This is a genomic window from Streptomyces sp. NPDC006643 (assembly GCF_042870175.1).
Taxonomy (GTDB): Bacteria; Actinomycetota; Actinomycetes; order Streptomycetales; family Streptomycetaceae; genus Streptomyces.
In genome coordinates this window covers 213,310-237,635 of the sequence record NZ_JBIAHA010000012.1, presented here as the reverse complement: position 1 = coordinate 237,635, position 24,326 = coordinate 213,310, and the positions used below count along the sequence as shown (strand labels likewise).

The 24,326-nt window shown below is 71.4% G+C and carries 17 protein-coding genes and 1 riboswitch; of the genes, 7 read left to right on the top strand and 10 right to left on the bottom strand.

What is annotated here, in order from left to right; all coding sequences use genetic code 11:
* Window positions 1-40 precede the first annotated feature (40 nt).
* Window positions 41-958 (top strand): alpha/beta fold hydrolase, encoded by a 918-nt coding sequence (locus ACFYNU_RS18585; RefSeq protein WP_356586953.1) that lies wholly within the window; start codon window positions 41-43, stop codon window positions 956-958.
* 350 nt (window positions 959-1,308) lie between these two features.
* Window positions 1,309-2,907: a peptidoglycan DD-metalloendopeptidase family protein gene (locus ACFYNU_RS18580; protein WP_356586951.1), complete on the top strand. Its 1,599-nt coding sequence runs from the start codon at window positions 1,309-1,311 to the stop codon at window positions 2,905-2,907.
* 139 nt (window positions 2,908-3,046) lie between these two features.
* Here ACFYNU_RS18580 and pcrA read toward each other — a convergent pair whose 3' ends face one another.
* A complete protein-coding gene (gene pcrA / locus ACFYNU_RS18575; protein WP_356586949.1) occupies window positions 3,047-5,563 on the bottom strand; it encodes a DNA helicase PcrA in 2,517 nt (838 codons plus the stop codon).
* A 214-nt stretch (window positions 5,564-5,777) separates the two neighbouring features.
* Window positions 5,778-5,940: riboswitch (cyclic di-AMP (ydaO/yuaA leader) on the top strand.
* Here pcrA and ACFYNU_RS18570 point away from each other — a divergent pair.
* The 3 genes from ACFYNU_RS18570 to ACFYNU_RS18560 all read left to right on the top strand — a co-directional run bounded on the left by ACFYNU_RS18570 (window position 5,939) and on the right by ACFYNU_RS18560 (window position 9,223).
* Window positions 5,939-7,114, top strand: a complete 1,176-nt coding sequence (locus tag ACFYNU_RS18570) for an NlpC/P60 family protein (protein WP_356586947.1) — start codon at window positions 5,939-5,941, stop codon at window positions 7,112-7,114. It overlaps the preceding riboswitch by 2 nt.
* 615 nt (window positions 7,115-7,729) lie before the next feature.
* Window positions 7,730-8,788 carry a C40 family peptidase gene (locus ACFYNU_RS18565; protein WP_356586945.1) on the top strand — a complete coding sequence of 353 codons (1,059 nt, stop codon included), beginning with the start codon at window positions 7,730-7,732 and terminating at the stop codon, window positions 8,786-8,788.
* A 57-nt stretch (window positions 8,789-8,845) separates the two neighbouring features.
* Window positions 8,846-9,223 carry a hypothetical protein gene (locus ACFYNU_RS18560; protein WP_356586943.1) on the top strand — a complete coding sequence of 126 codons (378 nt, stop codon included), beginning with the start codon at window positions 8,846-8,848 and terminating at the stop codon, window positions 9,221-9,223.
* Window positions 9,224-9,251: 28 nt separating this feature from the next.
* On the opposite strand, the gene ACFYNU_RS18555 is transcribed toward ACFYNU_RS18560, so the two are convergent.
* Both ACFYNU_RS18555 and ACFYNU_RS18550 read right to left on the bottom strand, forming a co-directional pair.
* Window positions 9,252-9,983 carry a response regulator transcription factor gene (locus ACFYNU_RS18555; RefSeq protein ID WP_356586941.1) on the bottom strand — a complete coding sequence of 244 codons (732 nt, stop codon included), beginning with the start codon at window positions 9,981-9,983 and terminating at the stop codon, window positions 9,252-9,254.
* Complete coding sequence (locus ACFYNU_RS18550; protein WP_356586939.1) at window positions 9,980-11,398, bottom strand: PspC domain-containing protein; 1,419 nt, start codon at window positions 11,396-11,398, stop codon at window positions 9,980-9,982. The genes ACFYNU_RS18555 and ACFYNU_RS18550 overlap by 4 nt, the downstream gene beginning before the upstream one ends.
* 166 nt (window positions 11,399-11,564) lie before the next feature.
* On the opposite strand from ACFYNU_RS18550, the gene ACFYNU_RS18545 reads away from it, so the two are divergent.
* Window positions 11,565-12,881 carry a PspC domain-containing protein gene (locus ACFYNU_RS18545; RefSeq protein ID WP_356586937.1) on the top strand — a complete coding sequence of 439 codons (1,317 nt, stop codon included), beginning with the start codon at window positions 11,565-11,567 and terminating at the stop codon, window positions 12,879-12,881.
* A 156-nt stretch (window positions 12,882-13,037) separates the two neighbouring features.
* Here ACFYNU_RS18545 and ACFYNU_RS18540 read toward each other — a convergent pair whose 3' ends face one another.
* From ACFYNU_RS18540 to guaA, 4 genes are all read right to left on the bottom strand, one after another.
* The gene (locus ACFYNU_RS18540; RefSeq protein ID WP_356586935.1) at window positions 13,038-13,556 is read right to left on the bottom strand and encodes a DoxX family protein; all 519 of its coding nucleotides are present in this window, start codon (window positions 13,554-13,556) and stop codon (window positions 13,038-13,040) included.
* A 134-nt stretch (window positions 13,557-13,690) separates the two neighbouring features.
* Entirely contained in the window at window positions 13,691-14,956 is a 1,266-nt protein-coding gene (locus ACFYNU_RS18535; protein WP_356586933.1) for a hypothetical protein, read from the bottom strand.
* Window positions 14,957-15,026: 70 nt separating this feature from the next.
* Window positions 15,027-15,788, bottom strand: coding sequence for a class I SAM-dependent methyltransferase (locus ACFYNU_RS18530; protein ID WP_356586931.1), 762 nt, complete (start codon window positions 15,786-15,788; stop codon window positions 15,027-15,029).
* Window positions 15,789-15,954: 166 nt separating this feature from the next.
* Complete coding sequence (gene guaA, locus ACFYNU_RS18525; protein ID WP_356586929.1) at window positions 15,955-17,535, bottom strand: glutamine-hydrolyzing GMP synthase; 1,581 nt, start codon at window positions 17,533-17,535, stop codon at window positions 15,955-15,957.
* 308 nt (window positions 17,536-17,843) lie between these two features.
* Here guaA and ACFYNU_RS18520 point away from each other — a divergent pair, with 308 nt between their 5' ends.
* Window positions 17,844-18,176, top strand: coding sequence for a chorismate mutase (locus ACFYNU_RS18520; RefSeq protein WP_356586927.1), 333 nt, complete (start codon window positions 17,844-17,846; stop codon window positions 18,174-18,176).
* Between the two features lie 713 nt (window positions 18,177-18,889).
* Here ACFYNU_RS18520 and ACFYNU_RS18515 read toward each other — a convergent pair.
* From ACFYNU_RS18515 to ACFYNU_RS18505, 3 genes are all read right to left on the bottom strand, one after another.
* A complete protein-coding gene (locus ACFYNU_RS18515) occupies window positions 18,890-20,716 on the bottom strand; it encodes a GMC family oxidoreductase (RefSeq protein WP_356586925.1) in 1,827 nt (608 codons plus the stop codon).
* A gap of 28 nt (window positions 20,717-20,744) precedes the next feature.
* Window positions 20,745-22,349: a succinic semialdehyde dehydrogenase gene (locus ACFYNU_RS18510; protein WP_356586923.1), complete on the bottom strand. Its 1,605-nt coding sequence runs from the start codon at window positions 22,347-22,349 to the stop codon at window positions 20,745-20,747.
* 145 nt (window positions 22,350-22,494) lie between these two features.
* Window positions 22,495-24,303 (bottom strand): serine/threonine-protein kinase, encoded by a 1,809-nt coding sequence (locus tag ACFYNU_RS18505; protein WP_356586921.1) that lies wholly within the window; start codon window positions 24,301-24,303, stop codon window positions 22,495-22,497.
* Between the last annotated feature and the right edge of the window lie 23 nt (window positions 24,304-24,326).

Sequence of the window (24,326 nt, the reverse complement as noted above, 5' to 3'; positions counted from 1 at the left end):
CAAGGGAGTCGCTTCCCGAGTGGCGTAGGGAGGTAGGTCAATGAAGATCCCGCCTTTCGCCGAGTTTCTCTCGCCCTTTCCGTCAGTGGTACGGCGGCCGGCGGCCTGGGAGCTGCCCGTCACGCTCCTGCGGGCCTCAGCGCTTGAGGTAGCCATCCTGGCCGGTCATCTGGTGCTGTATCCGGCCGGTATCGCCAAGGAGCGCCTGGCCCCCGATCTGCCGCCCGGGACCGCCACACTGCCCACCGAGGGCCGCTCCCGCCCTCCGGTTCTGCTGCTGCACGGCTTCGTGGACAACCGCTCCGTCTTCGTCCTGCTGCGCCGCTCCCTGGCCCGGCACGGCTGGCGCCATCTCGAATCGCTCAATTTCTCGCCCCTGACCAGCGACATCCGGGTGGCGGCCGAGGTGCTCGGCCGCCAGATCGAGGAGATCTGCGCCCGTACGGGGCACCGCGAGGTCGACATCATCGGCCACAGCCTCGGCGGCCTGATCGGCCGGTACTACGTACAGCGACTGGGCGGCGACGCACGGGTACGAACCCTGATCACCATGGGCACGCCCCACGCGGGCACGGCCGCCGTCCCTCTCGCGAGCGCGCACCCCGTCGTCCGGCAGATGCGCCCCGACTCGGACCTGATCGAGGAGCTGCGGGAGCCGGCGCCCGGCTGCCGGACCCGGTTCGTCAGCTTCTGGAGCGATCTCGACCAGGTCATGTCACCGGTGGAGGCGGCCCGTGTCGAGCATCCGGACCTCATCGCGCAGAACGTGGGCGTGACCGGTATCGGCCATCTCGCCCTGCCGGTGCATCCGGCCCTCGCCGCCGGGATCCGCTACGTGCTGGAGCAGGACGGCACGGCGGAGATCTCGGAGTCGGCGCTCGCCGAGGTGGCCGAATGGGCCGGAAGTGGTACGGAATGCGCCGATGAGCAGGCCGACGGCGCGATATCGGTGGCGTAGGGACCCCGTAGGTCGCCGCACGGGCCCCGTCGGGGCCGGTCGGCGGTTCGCACCTCGGCTCACACCTCGGCGCGGAAATTGGTTGCGCCCACATCCGATTCGATGTCGGTTCGACACCTCACCGACACCCTAGAAATCGAACAAGTCTCGAACGTACGGCCAAAGGTGTGCCCGTCGACCGCCGAAAGACGGCCGAATGCCCGTTTCCAGAGCGCCGGAAAGCCGCCGAAGATTGTCGCCGTCGCATACCGCCGGGTACAGTCGCGGCCACTGCTTTCCCTTCTGGGTCCCACCGTTCGTCAAGACGGCCCCAGGAGCCTGGTCCTGCTGCCGAGGCGAGAGAGAAGTTGGTGAACGACCAGCACCCCCACGCCGGATACGCCGCCCACGACGGCTACTCCACAGGCAGCTTCGACAGCGATCCGCTTTTCGGCGCGCTTCCGGGCACGAGCCCGGTGGGCACGGTCACGTACGAGGCGGAGCACAGCGGCAGTTACGACTCCGCGCAGTGGAACGCGGGTTACGACCCCTACGCCGCGCAGGCGCCGCAAGCACCCCAGGTCCCGTACGAGGCGTACGACGCGTACGCGGCACAGCCCCAGCAGTCGCAGCAGCCCCAGCAGTCGTACGACACGACGGGCCAGTGGGACGCGACCGCCTGGAACGAGGCGAACCAGGCTGCCAGTTACGGCTATGACGCGACCGGCCTGAACACCCCGGCCGACCAGTGGGCGGCGCCCGTCGCCGACACCGGCGCGTACGACGCCACCGCGTGGAACTCCGGAACACCGGCCGCCCAGCCGGACGTACCGTTCCAGGCCGAGGCCCCGTACTACGGCGACACCACGACGTACGAGTCCTACGAGTCGGGGGCGTACGAGCAGCCCGCCGCGTACGACCCGGCAGGATACGAGCCGGCCGCGTACGAGCCCGAGGTCGAGCACCAGCACGAAACCGAGTACGAGCAGCCGGAGTTCACCCCGGCCGAGTACGAACTGCCCGCGTACGACGGCGAGCACGACTACGACACGCCCGGTCCGGAGCCTGAACAGGTGTCGGAATCGGCAGTGGACTTCGACGCGGAGCTTCCGGAACACCCGGAGTACCCGGACCACTCCGACCACGCGGACCAGCTCGTCGGGGCCGCCGCCACCGTCACCGCCGCGACCATCACGCCCCGCCCCGTCCGCCGGGCCGCCGGAGGCAGCCGCGGCAGGCGCCGTACACCGGCGAAGCGTTCGGCCCTGCTCACCGTCGCCGTTCCCTCCGCCTGTGTGATGGGCGTCGCCGGTATCGCCGCCGCGTCGGTCGGCGGACTCGGCGCCGAGGACACCAAGGACGACGCGACGGCCGTCACCGCCTCGGACACGACAGCGGTCAAACCCGCCGCGGTGAACAACAAGCTCGACACCCAACTCGCCGCTCTCGACGCCGACGCACGGGACTTCGGGGACCGCGCCAGCCGCACCCAGGAGCGCATCGACCTGAAGGAACGGCAGGCGGCGGAGAAGAAGAAGCGCGAGGCGGAGGCCGCGGCCAAGGAGGCCGCCCGCCCCAAGTTCGCGATTCCCGTCGCGAATCACGCCCTCAGCGCGTACTACGGCCAGGCCGGCGTCAACTGGATGTCGATGCACACGGGCATCGACTTCCCCGTCTCGTACGGCACTCCGGTGATGGCCGCGACGGACGGCACCGTCCGTACACAGTGGAACAGCGCCTACGGCAACATGGCGATCGTGACCGCCGCCGACGGCACCGAGACCTGGTACTGCCACCTCAGCAGCACGAAGATCCGCTCCGGCTCGGTCAAGGCCGGTGACGAGATCGCGTACTCGGGGAATTCGGGCAACTCCACCGGTCCGCACCTGCACTTCGAGGTACGGCCGGGCGGCGGCTCGGCGATCGACCCGCTGGGCTGGTTCCGCAGCCACGGACTCAACCTGTCGTAGGAGCGTGGGTGGGGCGCCGTCGCGCGCACCCACCCGCCACCGCGACGTACCTCTCCGACACCGACACCGACACCGGCGTGGCGGGCCTCGGGGGCCCCCACGTCCGTGCCGCTTCTTCGGGACTTCCCCGACGCCGCTTCTACAGCTTGTCGACCGGCGCGTACCGCAGCAGCAGCCGCTTCGGCTTGGAGTCACCGAAGTCGATCGTCGCCTGCGCGTCGGCGCCCGACCCCGTCACCGTGACGACCGTCCCGAGCCCGAACTGGTCATGTGTGACCCGGTCCCCCACGGCCAGTGAGATGACCGGCTTCTCGGTAGCGCGCCGCGTGGCAAAGCCCGCCGGGCCGGAGCGTGAGCGGGACGCGGACAGCGAGGACGTGATCCCCGACGTCGGTCCGGCCGGGGCGGCCATCGGGCCGGTGCGCTTCCACTCCAGATGCTCGCCCGGAATCTCCTCCAGGAAGCGCGACGGCGGGTTGTACGAGGGCTGGCCCCACGCGCTGCGCATCGAGGACCGGGTCAGATAGAGCCGCTCACGGGCGCGGGTGATGCCCACGTACGCCAGCCGGCGCTCCTCCTCCAGCTCCTTCGCCTGGCCGAGCGCGCGCATGTGCGGGAAGACACCGTCCTCCATGCCCGTCAGGAAGACGACCGGGAATTCGAGTCCCTTGGCCGTGTGCAGCGTCATCAGCGTGATGACCCCGGAGCCGTCCTCGTCCTCGTCGGGGATCTGGTCGGAGTCGGCGACGAGCGCGACCCGCTCCAGGAACTCGGCGAGGCTGCCGGACGCGGCGGCGGGCGCCGCGTCGGGCGCGTCGGGCGCGTCGTCGGCGGGGGGAGCGTCAGCGGTGGGCGCCGTCGTGTCCGACCCCGCCGCCTGGGACCTCTCCTGCTCGAACTCCATCGCCACGGCGGCCAGTTCCTGCAAGTTCTCGATCCGCGTCTCGTCCTGCGGGTCGGTCGACGCCTGCAACTCCGCCAGATAGCCGGTCCGTTCCAGCACGGCCTCCAGGACCGTCGCCGGGCCGGCGCCGGACTCGACGATCGTCCGCAGGTCCTCCATCAGCGTGTTGAAGCGCTTCACCGCGTTCGACGAGCGGGCCGCCATGCCGTACGCCTCGTCCACCCGGCGCAGCGCCTGGGCGAAGGAGATCTTCTCCCGCGCCGCGAGCGCGTCGATCATCGCCTCGGCCCGGTCGCCGATGCCGCGCTTGGGCACATTCAGCACACGGCGCAGCGGGACGCTGTCCTCCGGGTTGGCGAGGACACGCAGATAGGCCAGGACGTCGCGGACCTCCTTGCGCTCGTAGAAGCGCACGCCGCCGACGACCTTGTAGGGCAGGCCGACGCGGATGAAGATCTCTTCGAAGACACGCGACTGCGCGTTCGTCCGGTAGAAGACGGCGACATCGCCCGCCTTTGCCTCCGACGCGTCCGTCATACGGTCGATCTCGTCGGCGACGAACTGCGCCTCGTCGTGCTCGGTGTCGGCCACGTACCCCGTGATCAGGGCGCCGGCTCCCGCCTTCGTCCAGAGATTCTTGGGGCGACGGCTCTCGTTGCGCTCGATGACCGCGTTGGCCGCGCTGAGGATCGTCTGCGTGGAGCGGTAGTTCTGCTCCAGCAGGATCGTCGTCGCGTCCGGATAGTCCTCCTCGAACTGGAGGATGTTACGGATCGTGGCGCCCCGGAACGCGTAGATGGACTGGTCGGCGTCACCGACGACGCACAGCTCGGCCGGGTCGTGTCCCTCGCCGGACGGGCCGACCAACTCGCGCACCAGGGTGTACTGCGCGTGGTTGGTGTCCTGGTACTCGTCCACCAGGACATGGCGGAAGCGGCGGCGGTAGTGCTCGGCGACCTCGTCGAACGCCTGGAGCAGATGGACCGTCGTCATGATGATGTCGTCGAAGTCCAGGGCGTTGGCCTCGCGCAGCCTCGCCTGGTACATCCGGTACGCCTCGGCCAGCGTCTTCTCGAAGGGGTCCGTCGCCTGACCGGCGAAGGTCTCCTCGTCGATCAGCTCGTTCTTCAGATTCGAGATCTTGGCGCTGAACGACTTCGGGGGGTGCCGCTTGGGGTCCAGATCCAGATCACGGCAGACCAGGGCCATCAGCCGCTTGGAGTCGGCCGCGTCGTAGATCGAGAACGAGGACGTGAAGCCGAGCCTCTTCGACTCACGGCGCAGGATCCGCACGCAGGCGCTGTGGAACGTCATCACCCACATCGCGTTCGCCCGCGGTCCGACGAGCTGCTCGACGCGCTCCTTCATCTCGCCGGCGGCCTTGTTGGTGAACGTGATCGCCAGTATTTCGCCCGGATGCACACTGCGGGTCCCCAGCAGATGCGCGATCCGATGGGTCAGCACCCGGGTCTTGCCGGAGCCGGCGCCGGCCACGATGAGCAGCGGCGATCCGGTGTGCACGACGGCGGCCCGCTGCTCCTCGTTCAGCCCTTCGAGCAGCGCCGCCGGGTCCACGACCGTGCGCGGGGCACCGTCGCGGTGGTACGGATCCCTGGGCGGGGGCACGTCGAACTTCCCTCCGAAGAGATCGTCGGGCACCTGCTCCGGCGCGGTGTCCTCGGGCGGCGGCGGGGGCTCCTCGGCCGAGGGCTGGAGGTCCGCCAGGAAGCTGTCGTCAAAGAGGCTGCTCATCGCTTCCTGAGTCTAGGGTGCCGCACTGACAGCCAACCGCCACATGGCCTCGCGGGGATTCCCCCGACCGTTTGCGGAGGTGCCCACGACGGCATATGCGAAAGGTCACGAAAATGTATCGGGCATATCGGCCACCAACCTTCACAGGGACACCACAGATTGGCTAGCGTGCACGCCGAGGCGGTCCGTACTCCACCGGCGATCAGCGCCAAGCGGGCGGCCTGCGCCGAATCCGGGCTTCCCCGAAGGGAGTTCGGAACCGGGGACCCACCAAGTTCCACCGGGGTGAATCGGGCCGTACACCCAGGCCCGTAGGGCAGCCTTCCGTTCCGCCCGAACCCGACAGCTAACCCGGTAGGCGGTCCACGGAAGGAGATGCCGGCCTTGGCGTCGCATCGCAAAACGCGCACTCGCACCGGAGTGCGCGCGAATTCACCGGCCGTCGGTTTCACGACAGCCGCGCTCGCCTCGGTCACGCTGCTCTCCACGCAGAGCGCCACCGCCGCGCCCGCCGAGCCCAAGCCCTCGGTCGAAGAGGTGCAGAAGAAGGTCGACGACCTGTACCGGCAGGCCGGTACGGCGACCCAGCAGTACAACAAGGCCAAGGAGGCGACCGACACCCAGCGCAAGTCGGTCGACCGGGTCCTGGACGACGTCGCCAAGAGCGCCGACAAGGTGAACGAGGCGCGGCGCGCCCTCGGTACCTATGCGGCGGCGCAGTACCGCGCGGGCGCGGTCGGTCCCACGGCGGCCCTGATGTTCGCCGACAGCCCGGAGTCGTACTTCGAACAGACCCAGCTCATGGACCGGCTGACCGACCGCCAGCAGGAGGCGGTCGAGGACTTCCAGAAGGAGCAGCGGTCCGCGGCCGAGCAGCGCGCCAAGGCGACGAAGAGCCTGGAGACGCTGACGGAGTCGCAGGCCTCGCTCAAGGAGGGCAAGCAGAAGGTCCAGAACAAGCTCGCGGCGGCGCGGTCGCTGCTGGCGGATCTGACGGCGGAGGAGAAGGCGCGGCTCGCCGCGCTGGAGCGGAAGAAGGAAGAGGAGGCGCGCCGCAAGGCCGAGGCGAAGGCCAAGGAGGAGGCGGCGGAGCGCAAGCGCCAGGAGGAGGCGCGGGAGGCGGAGCAGCCGCCCGCCACGGGCGGCGGCGGCACGGACACCGGCTCCGGCACCGGTTCGGGGGCCACGGACGGTACGTACGCGGCCAAGGCCGAGAAGGTCCTCGCCTTCGCGCGCGCCCAGATCGGCAAGCCGTACGTGTGGGGCGCCACCGGCCCCAGCTCCTACGACTGCTCGGGGCTGACGGCCGCGGCCTGGAAGGCGGCGGGCGTGCAGCTGCCGCGTACGACCTGGGACCAGGTGAAGGTCGGCAAGCGGGTCGCCACGGCGGATCTGCTCCCCGGCGACCTGGTGTTCTTCTACGACGACATCAGCCACGTCGGCATCTACAAGGGCGACGGCAAGATGATCCACGCGCCGAAGCCGGGGGCGAACGTGCGCGAGGAGTCGATCTACTACATGCCGATCTACGGGAGCGTGCGCCCGGCCTGAGGCGGTGGGGGCGGGGCTGTTCCGTCCTGGCCGGCACCGACGGCACGTCACCGGCGTCCGGCCGGACCGGCTCACCGACGGCGGGTCCGTCGCCCACGACGCCGCCGGACGCCCGGCCCCGCGCGGACCGGCTCTCCCACCGGGAGGGAACGGCAGGAAAGCCGTCCGGCGGGCGCACTCGTCGTCGCCGAACGCCACGCCACCCAGCGCCCGCCCGCACGGCGCTCACCACAGCGGGTCGGCCACGACGACGCCGGACGCTGCGTCCGCCCGGACCGGCTCCCATCGGGCGCCGTGACCGGTGCGGATCGCGCGCACCCTGGTGCCCCCTCGGCGAGCACCCGCGCCGCCATCCGGCCCGGTCCGGGGCCGGCGCCATGGCCAATGGCCAATGGCCCACGGGTTCCCGTAGCACCGCTCGGCGCCCCGTGGGCTCGTGTCGCCGGATTGATCAAGTCCTGTCCGAAAGCGGCGTGGCGGCCGTGCCCGTGGTCGTCACAATCCGACGGGGAGCTACCGGCTCCGGGCAATAGCGGGCATGCCGACGCGCTTCCGTGACCGTCGCGCCTAGCGTCCTCCACGACAGCCGGACCGAAGAAGGATGTGGACCCCGTCGTGGCAGCGCACCGCCGACCCCGATTCAAGTACCGCCCGTATCGCGTCCCGTACGGCCGTACGGCGGCCACCCTGGCCCTCGCGGGTGCCGCTACGGCCACCGGTCTCGAAGGGCCCGCGCACGCCGACCCCCAGCTCACCACGGCCCAGGTGAAGGCGAAGGTCGACAAGCTGTACCACGAGGCGGAGGCCGCCACCGAGAAGTACAACGGCGCCAAGGAGAAGGCGGCCGACGCGAGCGCCGCGCTGGACACGTTGCGCGACAGGGCCGCCCGGCGGACGGCGCAGCTCAACGCCTCGCGCAACGCGCTCGGCTCGATCGCCACCGCCCAGTACCGCGCGGGCGGCCTCGACCCCGCCGTACAGCTCGCCCTCAACTCCGACCCGGAGGAGTACCTGCGCGGGTCGGCGCTCGCCGAACGGGCCGGCTTCCAGCAGGCGCGGGCGGTCGACAGGATGCGTGCGCAGCTCGGTGAACTCGGCCGCTTACGTACGAAGGCCGACGGAAAGCTGGCCGAGCTGAAGAGCCGTCAGGCCGACCTGGCCACGTACAAGTCGACCGTGAAGAAGAAACTCGCCGACGCCGAGAAGCTGCTCGCCCGGCTCACCGCCGCCGAGCGCGCGCGGTACGCGGCGAGCACCGGGCCGGGCGACCCGCGCGCCGACCGCGCGGAGAGCCGTGGCGCGGCCACGGCCGTAGCGGCGCCGAGCAGCCGTGCCGCCGCCGCCATCGCCTACGCGCGCGGGGCGCTCGGCAAGCCGTACGTGTGGGGCGCGACCGGGCCGAACGGATTCGACTGCTCCGGTCTGACGCAGGCCGCCTGGCGCGCCGCCGGGGTCTCCCTCCCGCGTACCACCTACACCCAGATCAACGCGGGCAAGCGGATCTCCCGCGCCCAGCTCGCCCCCGGTGACCTGGTGTTCTTCTTCTCCGGCATCTCGCACGTCGGGCTGTACGTCGGCGGCGGGCAGATGATCCACGCCCCGCGCCCCGGCGCCGATGTACGGATGGCCCCGATCGACCAGATGCCGTTCGCGGGCGCCACCCGGCCCGCCTAGGGCCCACCCGGCGCAAGCCCGGATGCCGTCCCAGCTCTGCCGCACGACGATGACGCCATGCGCCACAGCCGGGTCCACGCCGCCGCCCTCACCCTCGGCGCGCTGCTCGTCCCCGCCCCGGTCGGCGTCACCCCGGACGGCTGCGGCGATCTCACCGGGGGCCGACTCTGCGTCGAGGGCCCGGTGGGCGGCAGGGGGACGTTCACGACGCGCTACGTACGCCACGACACCCCTGCGCCCGCCGCCCTCCAGCTGGGCTACCAGCGCAAGGACGCGCGGATCACCGCGTTCCCCGGCTGGTTCGCCGCCCTCCGTACAGAGGGCGGCTCGACCGCAGCGACAGGCACGCTCGACACGGCGCCCGGCGAGTGCGTCCGGGGGCTCATGCACCACGACGGCCGGGACTACGTCACGAAGTGGCTCTGCTCGCACTGAGCCCGCTCGGTGCGAGCACCGAGCACGCTCACACCAGCCTGCGCGCCGTCGCCCACCGGGTCAGCTCGTGCCGGTTGGAGAGCTGGAGCTTGCGCAGCACCGCCGAGACATGGGACTCGACCGTCTTCACCGAGATGAAGAGCTGCTTGGCGATCTCCTTGTACGCGTAACCGCGCGCGATCAGCCGCAGCACCTCGCGCTCGCGCTGGGTGAGGCGGTCCATGTCCTCGTCCACCGGCGGCGCGTCCGTCGAGGCGAACGCGTCGAGCACGAAGCCCGCCAGGCGCGGCGAGAAGACCGCGTCGCCGTCCTGGACACGGAAGATCGAGTCCACCAGGTCCGTGCCGGTGATGGTCTTGGTGACATAGCCGCGCGCGCCGCCGCGGATGACGCCGATGACGTCCTCCGCCGCGTCGGACACCGACAGCGCCAGGAAACGCACCGGGTCCTCGGCCGCCGCCATCAGCGGGGCGCAGCGGCGCAGGACCTCCACGCCGCCGCCGCCGGGGAGGTGGACGTCGAGCAGGACGACCTCGGGGCGGGTCGCGGTGATGACCGTGACGGCCTGGTCGACGTCGGCGGCCTCGCCGACGACCTCCACGCCGGTCGTCTCCGTCTGCCCGATCTCGGCCTGTACGCCGGTGCGGAACATCCGGTGGTCGTCGACCAGCACCACCCGTACGCGCCTGGCCGGACCCTCGTCGTCGCCGCTCGTACCGCTCGTGCCGCCCGTCGCGCCCGTTCCGCCGATGCCGGTCATGCGTCCGCCGCCCTCTCCATCTCAAGCTCCACTTCCGTGCCCCCGTCGGGCGCCGAACGCACCCTCGCCGTACCGCCGTTGCGTTCCATCCGGCCGAAGATCGATTCCCGTACGCCCATCCGGTCGTCCGGCACCGAGTCCAGATCGAACCCGGGTCCCCGGTCCCGTACGGAGACGAAGACCGTCCGGCCCTCGACCTCCGCGTAGACCTGTACGGCGCCTCCCTCGCCACCGTACTTGGCGGCGTTGACCATTGCCTCGCGCGCTGCCTGCATCTGTGCGGTCAGTTTCTCGTCGAGCGGGCAGTCGCCGACCACCACGACCTCGATCGGTACGCCGTGGTAGTCCTCCACCTCGGCGGCGGTCGCCTTGACGGCCTCGGCGAGGGTGTCGGGCTCGTTCTCCTCGTCCTTGCCGGTGCCCTCCGGCCGGTACAGCCAGGCCCGCAGCTCCCGCTCCTGTGCGCGGGCCAGGCGCCGGACCTCGCCGCCGTCGTCCGCGTTGCGCTGGATCAGCGTGAGCGTGTGCAGGACGGAGTCGTGGACGTGCGCGGCGACCTCGGCGCGCTCCTGGGCGCGGATGCGCATCAGACGCTCGTCGGAGAGGTCCTGGGTCATCCGGACGAGCCAGGGGCCGGCGAGCAGCGCGACCCCGGCCACGACGGCGATGGCCGCCGTCAGGACGTTGCCGAGCTGGGCGGCCGAGCCGCGTACGACCATGAAGACCGTCAGACCCATGCCGACGAGCGCGACACCGGCCAGTCCTCGGGCCACCTGGAACGTCCTGCGGCGCCTGCTGTCCGTGGAGAGCGAGGCCCACTGCTCGCGGCGGGCGTTGTCCGCCTGGCGCCAGACCAGGACGACACCGGCGCCGATGAGGAGCGTCGGCCAGATGTAGTGCCCCGCGCCGCCGCGGCCGAGGTCGGCGCCGGCGACGAAGACCGTCCCGACGACGAACAGCGCGATGAGCGCGAAGGTCTGTCCCCGGTCGGGTTTACGGAGCCGGCGCCGCCCGTCGGAGGTCGTCTCGAACAGGGGGCGGGACCCGGTGGGCGTACCGCCGAGGCCGAGCGGGACGACGATCCAGAAGACGGCGTACAGCAGCGCGCCGAGTCCCTGGGCCAGGAACAGCGCGAGGAAGACCAGCCGCACCCAGCCGACCGGCAGCCCCAGATGGCCCGCGAGACCGCGCGCGACGCCGCCGAGCATCCGGCCGTCGGCGCTGCGGTAGAGCTTGCGCAGGGGGTGCTCGTCGGCCCCGGGTGCCGTGCCCGACGCGCGGCTGCGGCTGCGGGCCGTGCCCGAGGACGATCCCGACGTGCCCGAGGTACCCGACGTGCCCGACGCGCCCAAGGACGATCCCGAGGCCGACGACGACGAGGGAGGCGGGGGCGGGGTGGGCGCGGCGACCGGCATGCCACTGATGGTCACACGACCGGGCGGGCCGTGGCATCAGGGCTGCGCCCTGAGAGCGGCCCCGAGAACGACCCTGACACTCCTCCCCCGCCCACCGGGGAATATCAGGGACCGGCCAGGGTCGGGACGGCTGGAGACCGGACGGCCGGGCCGTCACCATGGTCGTATGACTCAGTCCGCACCGCACACCTCCACGCAGCCACCGCCGGCGTCGGCGTCGGCGCCTCAGCTGGTGCGCGCGCCCCGGCAGAAGGTCGTCGCGGGCGTCTGCGGGGGGCTGGGGCGGTACTGCGACCTCGACCCGGTCATCTTCCGGGTCGTCATCGTCGTACTGACCCTGACCGGTGGCATCGGGCTGATCTTCTACGGCTTCGCCTGGCTGCTGGTCCCGGTCGACGGCGAGGAGGAGAACGAGTTGCGCCGGCTGCTGTCCGGCCGCGTCGACGGGGCGTCCCTCATCGCCGTCCTGCTGGCGCTCGTGGGCTGCGGCCTGTTCCTGTCGATGCTCAACAACGGCGGCACGCTCGGCTTCGCCACGATGCTGTCGATCGCCACGATCGGCGCGGCCGTCTGGTCGCAGCGGCGGCGCGCCACTCTTGAAGAGGGCGGCCCGCTCGACCCGGGGACGGCGGCGGCCGTGGCCGAGGCTCCGCCGGAGACGAAGGCGCCGCCGACGCCCGGCAGCCCGTCGTGGTGGCGCGACCCGATCGTCAAGGACGGGACGACGGGTCCGCAGTCACCGCCCGGCTATCTGTGGGGTCCCGACGACGAGGCCGACGACGGCGGGGGTTCGGGACGCGGCGGGGCCGGAAAGCGGAAGGGGGCCGGCAGTTCGTCGTGCGGGCGGCGGGGTCCGCGCGGGATCGGCGGCACGGTCTTCCTGCTGGCGCTGATCGCGGGCGCCGTCGGTACGGGGCAGTCGTGGGACTCCCAGCCGCTCGGTACGAGCCTCCAGATCGGCTTCGCCGCCGCGCTCGGCGTGTTCGGACTCGGCCTCGCGGTGAGCGCCTTCCTGGGGCGTACGGGCTTCGGCACGATCTTCCTCACGGTCCTCACCGCCGGGCTCCTCGCGGGCGCGGCGGCCGTCCCGAAGGACATCGGCACGGACTGGGTCCGTACGACCTGGCGCCCGCCGGCCGTCGCCTCGGTGGCGCCGTCGTACGAACTCGGCACCGGCGTCGGGACGCTCGACCTGGCCGGGGTCGACGTGGCCGCGGGCACCACCCTCCGTACGAAGGCGGAGGTCGGCGCGGGGAAGCTGAAGGTCGTCGTACCGCGCGACGTGACGTTGAAGGTGCGCGCCGAGGTGGGGCTCGGCGATGTCCAGCTCCCCCGTGAGCCACCGAACGACATCGACCTCGCACCGGCCCAGGACCGGTCGCGTACGGTGTCCCCGCCCAAGGGCGTGAAGCCGGGGGGCACTCTGGATCTCCGGCTCGAAGTCGGTGTCGGACAGGTGGAGGTGATCCGTGCTACGGCATGAGTTCAAGCCGGGCAAGCTGGTGGCCGGGCTGGCCGTGACCGGCGCGGCCACCGTGTTCGCCGGTGACGCCGGGGGCTGGTGGGACGCCCCCTGGTACGTGATCGTCCCGATCATCTGCGGCGGGCTGTGCCTGGCCTCCGCCGTGTCGATGGCGGACTACCTCATTCGGCGCCGCCTGTCGGCGAGGGCCGCGTCCAGGGAGAACACCGAGGCGCCGGCGAGCACGAGCGGCAGCCAGGCCATTAGGTAGGCGAGGTCGTTGCCGTAGTAGTACGGGTCCGACTGCCAGCTCACCGTCAGCCACAGGCTCAGTGAGATCAGGGCGCCGCCGAGCGCGGCGAGCCGGGCCAGCAGCCCGACCAGGGTGCCGAGGCCGACGGCCAGTTCGCCGATGGCGATGGCGTAGCCGAAGCCCTCGGGGCTCTTGAGGGAGAGGTCGACGAGCGCGGGTATGGCGGAGCTGTCGCGCACGCTGCGCATCAGCTCGCCGACGGAACCGGGCCCGTTCGCCGACATGAAGGCGCTGTCGGTGAGTTTGTCGAGTCCGGCGTAGATGAAGGTCACGCCGAGGAAGATCCGCAAGGGGACGAGGGAGTACGTCGCAGCCGTGTCCTTCCAGCCCCGCCGTTCACCGCCCATCGTCCCGTAGGTGTCTGTCCGGTATCCGTGCGCCATCGCGCGCCCTGCCTTTCCGCCGCCCACGTCGCTCGCAGGGCTCGATTGTCCCCGCGTGCCTCGTGCATGCATACGGATACGACGAACAATGCGCTCAGCGGCCACCCGGCCCGGCCCCCCGGCGGTCTGCCGCCTCAGTCCACGACGTCGATCGGCATCCGGTTGGTCTCGACCCCGGCCGCCGTCACCACCTGCACATCGAGCCGCCCCGGCTCCACGTCGACCGGCACGGGCACGGTGAGCACCGTGTCCGACGGGTTCTGGAAGCCGCCGGGGACCGGCACGAGCGGTACGTGGATATGGACGGGCCCGATCCGTACGACCATGCCGGCCAGCCGGTCCGGCGTGCCCGCGCCCGGCGGTACGAAACCCGTCCCCCGGATCTCGATGTCGTCGCCGGTGCGGATCGGCGCGTCCAGGTCCCCCGCCTCACGGGCCCGGACGACGGACAGCACCACCGGACGGCCGCCCTCCGCCCACTTGCCGGCGAAGTACGTCGCGGCCGAGACCGTGACCAGCAGGGCCAGCGCCCACGGCAGGTCGGGCAGTTGCTCGGGGCGGCGGGCGAGACGCACGGCCGAGAACAGCACGGCGACGGCCGTCACCAGCGTGTACTGGACATCGGCGAAGCTGCCGCGCCCGGCGTCGTCGCAGAGCAGGTCGGCGAGGCGCGGTCGCTCGGCCCGTACCTTCTGGAGCCGCCGGTCCGCGACGCGTACGCCTACCACCCGGCGTACGACGACGGCGATCGCGCACACCACGGCCAGCACGGTCAACATGCCCGCGCCCCGGGCCAGTTCGAGCCCGGCGATCAGTTCGTCGCGCGTCTCGTGGCCGGACGCCCCGGCGAGCTGGAGCGCGAGCACCAGCACGGCGAAGACGAGCAGCGACACCCACGCGGAGGCGACGGTGCGGGAGGTCGACAGCCGGTTGTCCTCGCCGATGAGCGGGGCGAGGAGGCCGCCGCGCGTACGGTGCAGCCTGGCCGCGCCGGTGAGCAGCCCGGCCGCGACGAGGGCGGCGAGGAGGCCCGCCGTACGGGCGACGCTCCAGCCGGCGCCGATCGCGGTCCCGGCCAGTGCCAGCGCGAACACCGCGACGGCCCCCCACACCACGAACAGCGTGTGCCGCCAGACGGCGAGCAGCCAGGCGTCGCCGGCCTCCCGGCTGCGGTCGGCCACGGCGCGCGCGGACTGGGTGAGTTCGTCGGAGACCCACTGCCTGGACGCGCCGGGCGAGTGCGCGAGCGCGGCGGGCAGACCCTGACCGGCCGCGAACTCCTCCCGCTTCGCGAGGAAGGCCGCGACGGCCCGCCGATGCCCCTCGGGTGCCCCGTGCGGGCAGTTCCCGCAGGTACAGCCCCCGCCGTGCGTGCTCTGTCCCACCACTTGCGCCGCCACGCCGAATGCCGCCTTCCCCGCCCCTGAACTACCTTGCTGTGACTGGGAATTGTGCCGTATCCGGGAGGTGTCAGACGCCGAGGACGAGATACGCGAAGCCGAAGTACCCCCGGTAGCCTCCGAGATACCCGGCACGGTGCCCGGCGGCGGTGGCGCGCGCCGCGTCACGCAGCGGGTGATCGGGGTGGTCGAGCGCCCAGCGCTCGCCCCAGCCGGCCCGGCCGCTGGACTCGAAGACATCCATCTCGCGCTGATCGGCGACGGTGGTGCGCAGCGGTGCGAACCCCGCGTCGGCGGCGGCCCGGACGAGGTCGTCCAGCGAACCGACGAATTCCTCCTCCACGGCGCCAAGTCCCCTGAGGGCGGCCTCGGTCGGCTTCTCGGTCCAGTACGCGTCCCCGAAGAGCACGTGCCCACCGGGCCGCACGGTCGCGCGCAGGGCGCGCAGCGCCTCACGGGTCGTACCGGGCCAGGCGTGCACGGCCCCGATACAGACAGCGAGGTCGTACCCGGTCCGGGTCCAGGCGTCGGCGGACTTCTCGTGGAAGGTGACCCGCCCGTCCAGCCCCCGCTCCCGGGCGAGCCGCTGTCCGCGTGCGACGGCGACGGGGTCGCTGTCCACACCGTCACCGGTACTGCCGGGGGCTCCTTCGACCATCCGCAGCAGCAACTCGCCCCAGCCGCAGCCGAGATCGACCACCCGCCCGCCGTCGGGCAGGGCGCAGGCGTCGATGAGGGAGCGGGCGTGGTCCTCGGAGAGAGGCGCGTTCCAGGTCAGGAGGGGGTTGTTGGGGGCGGCGAGGATGGCGTGGAGTTCGTCGTGGTCGGACATGGTCGAGACGTTCGCACAGGCGATCGGCGCGGTGCGAGTGAATTGCGGCCGCGGAATCCCGGTCCGCACACCGGAACACACCGGAACACCGGAACAAACGCCGATGCCGCCACTCAGACGAATGGACGAATGAGCGACGGCATCGGCATTGACCTGTCGGAGACGGTCACTCCCACTCGATCGTGCCCGGCGGCTTGCTCGTCACGTCCAGGACCACCCGGTTCACGTCCGAGACCTCGTTGGTGATGCGGGTGGAGATCTTCGCCAGTACGTCGTACGGCATCCGCGTCCAGTCCGCCGTCATCGCGTCCTCCGAGGAGACCGGGCGCAGCACGATCGGGTGACCGTACGAGCGGCCGTCGCCCTGGACGCCCACGGAGCGGACGTCGGCGAGGAGGACCACCGGGCACTGCCAGATGTCGCGGTCGAGGCCGGCCGCCGTCAGTTCCTCGCGGGCGATGGCGTCCGCCTCGCGCAGCAGGTCCAGCCGCTCGCGGGTGATGTCGCCGACGATACGGATGCCGAGACCCGGTCCCGGGAAGGGCTGGCGCTGGACGATCTCGTCCGGCAGGCCCAGCTCCTGGCCGACCATCCGGACCTCGTCCTTGAAGAGCTGGCGCAGCGGCTCGATGAGGGAGAACTCCAGGTCCTCGGGGAGCCCGCCCACGTTGTGGTGCGACTTGATGTTGGCGGTGCCGGTGCCGCCGCCGGACTCGACCACGTCCGGGTAGAGCGTGCCCTGGACGAGGAATTCGACCGGCTCACCGGGCTCGGCCTCGGCGATGATCTCCGCCTGGGCCTGCTCGAAGACCCGGATGAACTCACGGCCGATGATCTTCCGCTTCTGCTCGGGGTCGGAGACCCCGGCCAGCGCGGCCAGGAAGCGCTCCGCCGCGTCGACGACCTTCAGCTGCACACCGGTCGCGGCGACGAAGTCCTTCTCGACCTGCTCGGTCTCGCCCTTGCGCATCAGACCGTGGTCGACGTAGACGCAGGTGAGCTGCGAGCCGATCGCCTTCTGTACGAGGGCGGCGGCGACGGCCGAGTCCACCCCGCCGGAGAGACCGCAGATCGCGCGGCTGGAGCCGACCTTCTCCCGGATCGCGGCGACCTGCTCCTCGATGACGTTGCCGGTCGTCCACGTCGGCCGGATCCCGGCGCCTCGGTAGAGGAAGTGCTCCAGGACCTGCTGGCCGTACGTGGAGTGCATGACCTCGGGGTGGTGCTGCACGCCGTACAGCTTCTTCTCGTCGTTCTCGAAGGCGGCGACCGGCACGACATCCGTGGAGGCGGTGACGGTGAAGCCCTCGGGAGCGGCGGAGCAGGCGTCGCCGTGGGACATCCAGACCTGCTGCTGGTCAGGGGTCCCCTCGAAGAGGGTGGAGGCGGGCTTGGAGACGTGCAGTTCGGTGCGGCCGTACTCGCGCGAGCCCGTGTTGTCGACCGTCCCGCCGAGCGTCGTCGCCATCAGCTGGAAGCCGTAGCACATGCCGAGGACCGGGACCCCGGCCTCGAAGAGCGCGCGGTCGACGGTCGGGGCGCCCTGCGCGTACACGGAGGACGGGCCGCCGGAGAGGATGATCGCCTTGGGGTTCTTGGCCAGCATCTCGGCCACCGGCATCGTCGAGGGGACGATCTCGCTGTAGACCCGGGCCTCCCGGACGCGACGGGCGATGAGCTGGGCGTACTGCGCGCCGAAGTCGACGACGAGTACGGCGTCGGGGGCGGCGGGGGGTACTGCTGGCACGGGCGCGGCCTTCCGGCGGTGAAGGGGTTCGGTACACCGATTCTAACGGCGGGCGAAGACAGCTTTTCGTCTCAGCATCCGAACCCCCGCGCGGGCCTCCCGGACCGCTCCGGCATACTTGCCGCCATGCGCGAGTACACGACCTCCGTCTTTACCTATGGCACCGGCCCGTCCGGCTGCCATGGTCGTGCCGCTTGAGCTGACAAGCGACTTCCCAGGCGCCCCGGGCCGACAAGGCCCGGGGCGTTCCGCGTTGTCCGGGCCGATGTACGCCGCCCGGGGCTCCCCTTCCTACAGAGGAGCCCTTCATGACCATCACCGACCACTCCGCCACCGGCACCGACCACTCCGCCAAAGACCGGACCGGCACCGACCGCACCGGCGCCCGTACCGGCGAGGCCGCCACCGTGATCGACGGCGCGCGTGAGCGCATCGACGCGCTCGACGACCGGATCATCGGTCTCGTACAGGAACGGATGGCCGTCTCGGCCGTCATCCAGGACGCCCGCATCGCCTCCGGGGGACGCCGGGTCAATCTCTCCCGCGAGAACGAGATCCTGGGCCGCTTCAGGGACGCGCTGGGCACCCCCGGCACCTCGCTCGCCATGACGCTGCTGGAGCTGTCACGGGGCCGGATCTGAGCGGGTACGGCCGGGTGCGGACATGGGTTCGGGCGCATCCTCACCCGTACGGCGCGTGACCGGACCCGCCGGGGCTTCGTTGGTCCCGATGTCCGTGCCAGCCAGGGGCGGGCCCGAACAAACCACGCGTGGCTTCGCTGGGGCGTGTGACGTACCGATGGTGCGTCGTGGGACCTCGTCCCAGCGCGAGTGACCGGTCGGCAGGGGACAGCATGCCCGGTCACCCCAAGAGCGGTCGGCACCGGGGACGCCCGGCGCCGACCGCATACGGATACGGATCCCCCCGTGCCCGACCCGTCCGACCCGTCCGACCGCCGGCTCCTCTCCTCCCGTTCGCCCACCCGTCCACCGTCCCGAACTCGCGGCGCTCACCCCCCCAGCGCCGCGATCCGGCACCGGCGCGCCGCCCTGACGCCCCGGTGCCGACGACAAGGGCCCCGCAGGCGCCCGTCCGATTCGCTTCGGACCGGGCCCGCGGGGCCCTTGTCGTGCGTGTGGGCGCGGCCGGCCGCCCGGTGGAACCAGCACTGTGACGCGTACCACATGAGGATTCTGTGAAGAAGAGCGCAACCATCTGCCCAGGTCACACGTCCACCATGCGACACAACGGTCTTGTCTTATGACCGGAGCAAGTCCGGAGGCGCTGCACTCGGAGGGGGGTGCAGCGCCTCCTTGCTGCCCGCCGTCACTGCGCTGTTCCGTCCCACCAGGGTTTACGGCGTCTTCTTGGGCGGCACCGCGGGCAGCCCGAGGAACGGCAGCTTCAACGCCCCGAACGCCGACGCCGGGACCGCCGGTGACCTCGGCGCGATCGCCTCCTGCCGTACGTACGCCGTCCCCGCCGACTGCTCCGGACGCGGGTCGCGCTCCCCCTTGTTGGGCCAGAAGGACATCGCGCGCTCGGCCTGCGCGGTGATGGTGAGCGACGGATTGACGCCGAGGTTCGCCGAGACGGCCGCGCCGTCGACCACCGAGATGCCCGGGTGGCCGTACAGCCGGTGGTACGGGTCGATGACGCCCCGCTCCGCGTCGGCGCCGATCGGGCAGCCGCCGAGGAAGTGCGCGGTGAGCGGAGTGCCGATCAGCTCACCGACGTTCGAGCCGGCGAAGCCGTTGATCTCGTCGGCGAGCAGGGTCGCCGTCCGCGTACCTTCCGCTATCTGCTTGGGGTTGGGGGCGCCATGGCCCTGACGCGCCGTCAGCAGGCCTTTCCCGACGCCGCTCCGCTTGCGGTAGGTGGTCAGCGAGTTGTCGACGGACTGCATCACCAGACCGATGATGGTCCGCTCCGACCAGTGCCGGTAGGAGAGTGAACGGACCGCCTGGACAGGGTGCGTGGCCATCCTGCCGAGCCAGCCCGCGATCCGGCGGCCGTTCTCGCTGTAGGGGACCTGGAGGATGGAGAGCGAACCCATCGCGTTGGAGCCCTTGCCGTAACGGACGGGCTCCACATGGGTGTTGGCGTCCGGGTGGAAGGACGAGGTGATGGCCACACCGCGCGTGAAGTCCGCCCTGCCCGAGCCTCCCGCGCCGTGCTTCCTCCGGTAGCGCCGGTCGGTGGTCTGGGCGCCCACCAGGGCCTCGGAGTTGGTACGGGTCAGCTCACCGAGCCGGTCGGACAGCCGGGGCAGCCGCCCCCGGTCCTTCATGGTGTGCAGCAGGGTCTGTGTCCCGTACGTCCCCGCAGCGACGACGACTTGGCGCGCCCGCAGCACGCGCGGGGCCGACTTGCGCCGGTGGGTGGGGACGGTGGCGACGCGATGGCCGCCGTCCGGGTCCTCGGTGATGTCGACGACGGTCGTCATGGGGCGGATGACGGCCCCGGCCTGTTCGGCGAGGTGGAGATAGTTCTCGTTGAGTGTGTTCTTGGCGCCGTGCCGGCAGCCGGTCATGCACTCGCCGCACTGGGAGCACGCCGTGCGGGAGGGGCCCGCGCCGCCGAAGTACGGGTCACCGACGGACGCGCCCGGCTCGGCCCGTACCGTGCCGTCGGCGTCCCGGCCGTCGCCGAAGAAGACGCCCACCGGCGCCAGATGGAAGGTGTCGCCCACCCCCATCGCCTCTGCGGTCGCCTTGAGATGGACGTCCGAGGGGGTCATGGTCGGGTTGAGCCGGACGCCGAGCATGCGCCGCGCCTGGTCGTAGTAAGGGGCGAGTTCGGCCTGCCAGTCGGTGATGTCCGCCCACTGCCTGTCCTCGAAGAACGCCTTGGGCGGCACGTAAAGCGTGTTCGCGTAGTTGAGCGAGCCACCGCCGACACCGGCGCCCGCGAGGACCATGACATTGCCGAGCAGATGGACCCGCTGGATGCCGAAGAGGCCGAGGGCCGGGGCCCACAGATAGTTCTTGATGTCCCAGGAGTTCTTCGGGAGGCTGCCCGGGGTGAAGCGGCGGCCGGCTTCGAGGACACCGACGCGGTAGCCCTTCTCGGTCAGCCGCAGCGCGGAGACGGCGCCGCCGAAGCCGGACCCGACGACGATGACGTCGTAGTCGTAGCCGTCCTGCTCTCCCCGGTCGGGGGCATGGGTGTCCCGTGACATCGACTCTCCTTCTTCGAATCCGCTGGAATCAGCGCAGCCGGAAGGCCTTGAGCGCGCGCAGGCTCCTGGTCATGAACGCCGCGTACTTCTCGTCGTCCATGCCCATCGACGGAGCCATCGGCAGCACGCGCTGCTGCGCGACGGTCTGTACCTCGGTGAATTTGAGAATGCCCTCGGAGCCGTGCCGCCGGCCGAGGCCGGACTCCTTCATGCCGCCCATGGGCGCCTGGACGCTGCCGTACGCCGGGGCGTAGCCCTCGTTGATGTTGACGGTGCCGGTGCGCAGCCGGGCGGCGATCGCGTGCCCGCGCCTGCCGTCCCGCGTCCATACGCTCGAATTGAGCCCGTAAGGCGTGGAGTTGGCCAGCTCGACGGCCTCGTCCTCGTCGCTGAACCGGTAGATGGAGACCACGGGCCCGAAGGTCTCCTCGGTGCAGACCGACATCGGCGCCTCGACGCCCTCCAGGATGGTCGGCTCGTAGAAGTACGGCCCGATGTCGGGCCGCGCCACGCCGCCCGTGAGGACAGTGGCGCCCTTGGCGACGGCCTCCTCGACATGGCTGGTGACGGTCGTGAGCTGGCGCTCGCTGATGAGCGAGCCCATGTCCGCCCCGTACGCGAGCGCGCTGCCGAGGCGCATCGCCTTCGTACGGGTGACGAACCGCTCGGTGAACGTGTCGGCGACCGACTCGTGGACGTACAACCGCTCGATGGAGATGCAGAGTTGGCCGGCGGTGGAGAAGCAGGCGCGCACCGCGCCGGCCGCCGCCTTCTCGATGTCGGCGTCGTGCAGGACCAGCATGGCGTTCTTGCCGCCGAGTTCGAGGGAGGCCCCGACGAGCCGGCTCGCCGCGCGCTGCGCGACCTCGCGGCCGGTGCGCGTGGAGCCGGTGAAGGAGATGTAGTCGCCGCGCTCGACGACCTCGGGTCCGATGACCGGTCCCTCGCCGAGCACCACCTGGAACGTCTCGGCAGGCAGCCCGGCCTCGATCAGCAGATCACGCGCCCACAGCGCGGTGAGCGCGGTCTCGGTGTCGGGCTTCATGACGACGGCGTTGCCCGCGACGAAGGCGGGCAGGGCGTCGCCGATGGACAGCTCCAGCGGGTAGTTCCAGGGTGCGATCTGCCCGACGACACCGCGCGGCTGGCGCTGCTCGGTGACCTTGGTCAGGACGGGTACGGCGCCGGTGTGCCGGCGCGGCCGGAGATACGCGGGTGCCTTGCGTCCGTAGTGGCGGGCGGCGACGGCCACGGACTGGACCTCTTCGTGGGCGTGCAGCCTGGCCTTGCCGGTCTCCAGCTGGATGAGGTCGAGCACCTCGGCCTGGCGCTCCAGCAGGAGATCGTGGAAGCGGAGCAGGACGGCGGCCCGCTTCCGTACGGAGGTGGCGGCCCAGAGGGGCTGCGCGGCGCGGGCGCGGGCGAACGCCTCGGCGACGTCCTCGGGGGTGGACTCGGGCAGGTCGGCGAGCTTCTCACCCGTGGAGGGGGTGTGGTTCGAGGTCCGCCCGGAGCCCACGACGCCCCTGATGAGCTGGGCGAGCACTTCGGGCGTGACCACGTCGGCGGCGGTGCGGACACCGGCGGGCACCGGAGCCACGGGGTTGGTCGTGGGGGCCTGTGAGTCCGTCATGAGGGCGAGAGTATGCCGCATCCGGGACTTTGGGTACCCGCCGGTAACACCTTTTCACCGGGTGACCGCCGGCCGCCCTCAGGCTCTCGGGCGACCGGCCACGATCGTGCCAGTGATCACTGGCACATAAGCCCTGATCAGGCACTCAGGATACGTTGCCGCTGTCGATCACCAGATGCTTGACGACATTCGCGAAGAGTTCCTCGCCGTCCTTGACGGCTTCTCCCTGGGCGGGCATCGAGACGGTGAGCCGCCAGTGCGCGCCGTCCTTGCCCGGGACGACCAACTCGTGGAGGCGGTAGCGGATCGGCTCGTCGGACGAGTCGCTGTAGGGCGTGTAGTCGACGATGTTCTCGAACGCCTTGCCGGAGCCGGCGAACGACGAGTCCCGCGTCGAATAGCTGGCGTCCTTGATCTCCGTGCCGTTCTCGCCGCCGTCCTCGTAGTACGTCTTGAACGCGTCCGGCTCGGCGGGCAGGACGTCCTCGTTGTCGGGCGACTGCCGCACCTGCTCCATGGCGATACCGAAGACACCGCTCGGATCGCCGTAGCTGACCCGGGTCTCCTCGGTCACGCTCTCCTGCGAGCGCCGGTAGTCCTTCGGCAGGGCGATCTCGGCGTCCAGGATCTCCTTCTCGGGCCGCACGCCCCAGCCCTCCGGCAGCCCCTCGGCCGCGAACGGGTTGAAGAAGATCAGCACGATCGCGAGGACCACGGCGAGCAGGCCGCCGCCGAGGCCGAACTGCGCGGGGCGGTTGCGGTGCAGGATCGGCGGGACCCACTTGTTGCCGCCGCCCGCGCCGCCTCCCGGGCCGATGCCCGCGCCGCCGTTACCGGCAGCCGCCGCCCGGTAGATGTTCGTCGCGTCGGCGGAGAGCTGCGGCGGACGCGCCACCGACTCCAGCACCGCGCGCACCTCGGCGGCGGTGGGACGTGCCGCCGGGTCCTTGCGCAGGAGCTGCATCACGACCGTACCGAAGGCGCCCGACCCACGGGCCGGCATCTGCGGCTCGGCCGAGAGCACGGCCTGGAGCGTGGCGGGGATGTTCGAGCGGCGGTACGGGGACATGCCCTCGACCGCCGCGTACAGCACGACGCCCAGCGACCAGAGGTCCGACTCGGGCCCGGGGCGCTGCCCGAGCACCCGCTCCGGCGAGATGAACTCCGGTGAGCCGACGAAGGCGCCGGTCTCGGTGAGCCCCTGCTGGCCCTCGACCTGGGCGATGCCGAAGTCGCTCAGCACGACCCGGTCGCCCCGCCCGAGCAGCACGTTGTCCGGCTTCACGTCGCGGTGCAGCACACCCGCCTCGTGGGCGGCGTTGAGCGCGTTGAGTACGTGCAGCCCGATCCTCGCGGCCTCGCGCGGGTCGAGCGTGCCCTCCTGAAGACGGTCGGCGAGCGACTGGCCGCGTACCAGCTCCATGACGATCCACGGCTTGGAGTCCTCGACGACCACGTCGTGCATCGTGACGACGGCGGGGTGGTCAATCCTGGCCGCCGAGCTGGCCTCGCGCCGCATCCGCTGGTGGACGGTGTCGCGCTCGTGCTCGCGCAGGTGCTCGGGGACGCGGGGCTCCTTGACCGCGACGTCGCGGTCCACGATCTCGTCGTGCGCCAGCCAGACCGTGCCCATGCCGCCGTGTCCGAGCCGCGAGACCAGGCGGTAACGGCCGCCCAGCAGGCGTCCCACCGACGGGTCGGGCTCCATCGGCGTGTGCTGGGCGGCGGCCTGCGTGGGCTGGTACGGGGAGCCTTGAGGTCCCTGAGCACTCTGCGGGGCCTGGGCACCCTGAGGAGGCTGGGCACCCTGAGGAGGCTGGGCACCCTGAGGAGCTTGGGGCGGCACCTGGGGCGGGTACGGCTGCTGTCCCTGGTGGGGCGGATACGGCTGCCGCTGCGGCGGTTGAAGTCCGTAGCTGGTGGGCTCGTTCGCCCGTCCCCCGTCGTTCGTCATGACCACATCCTTACGGACCGCTC